The organism is Bacillus sp. GbtcB10 (genome assembly GCF_019091365.1).
Lineage (GTDB): Bacteria > Bacillota > Bacilli > Bacillales > Bacillaceae > Bacillus > Bacillus altitudinis.
This window is the reverse complement of record NZ_JAGXJP010000088.1, coordinates 1-279: the sequence shown is the minus strand read 5'-3', so window position 1 is coordinate 279 and position 279 is coordinate 1. Positions and strand designations below refer to the sequence as shown.

Annotated in this window: 1 protein-coding gene; it reads left to right on the top strand. The window is 35.5% G+C overall.

Translation table 11 applies throughout. From position 1 onward, the window contains the following. The coding region (locus tag KVT11_RS19740) for a M23 family metallopeptidase (protein WP_217609133.1) at positions 1-279 on the top strand (279 nt) is incomplete at both ends.

Here is a 279-nt window from a genome sequence, read left to right as displayed (position 1 = left end):
AATCTGGTAAAGTAGTTTTTGCTGATTTTGGAAGCAAAAATAATGGGTTTACTGATTATGGTAATGTAGTAGTTATTGAACATACCCATAATAAAAAGAAACTTTATACCTTATATGCCCATATGAGTAAGATGTCAGTGAAAAAAGGTGACACAGTAGAAGCAAGTCAAAAGATAGGGGAAGTTGGTAAAACGGGAGAAGCGACAGGGAATCACCTTCATTTGGAGGTAAGGACAGATACACTTCATGGTGAACGTGTAGATCCAACTAAATATTTAC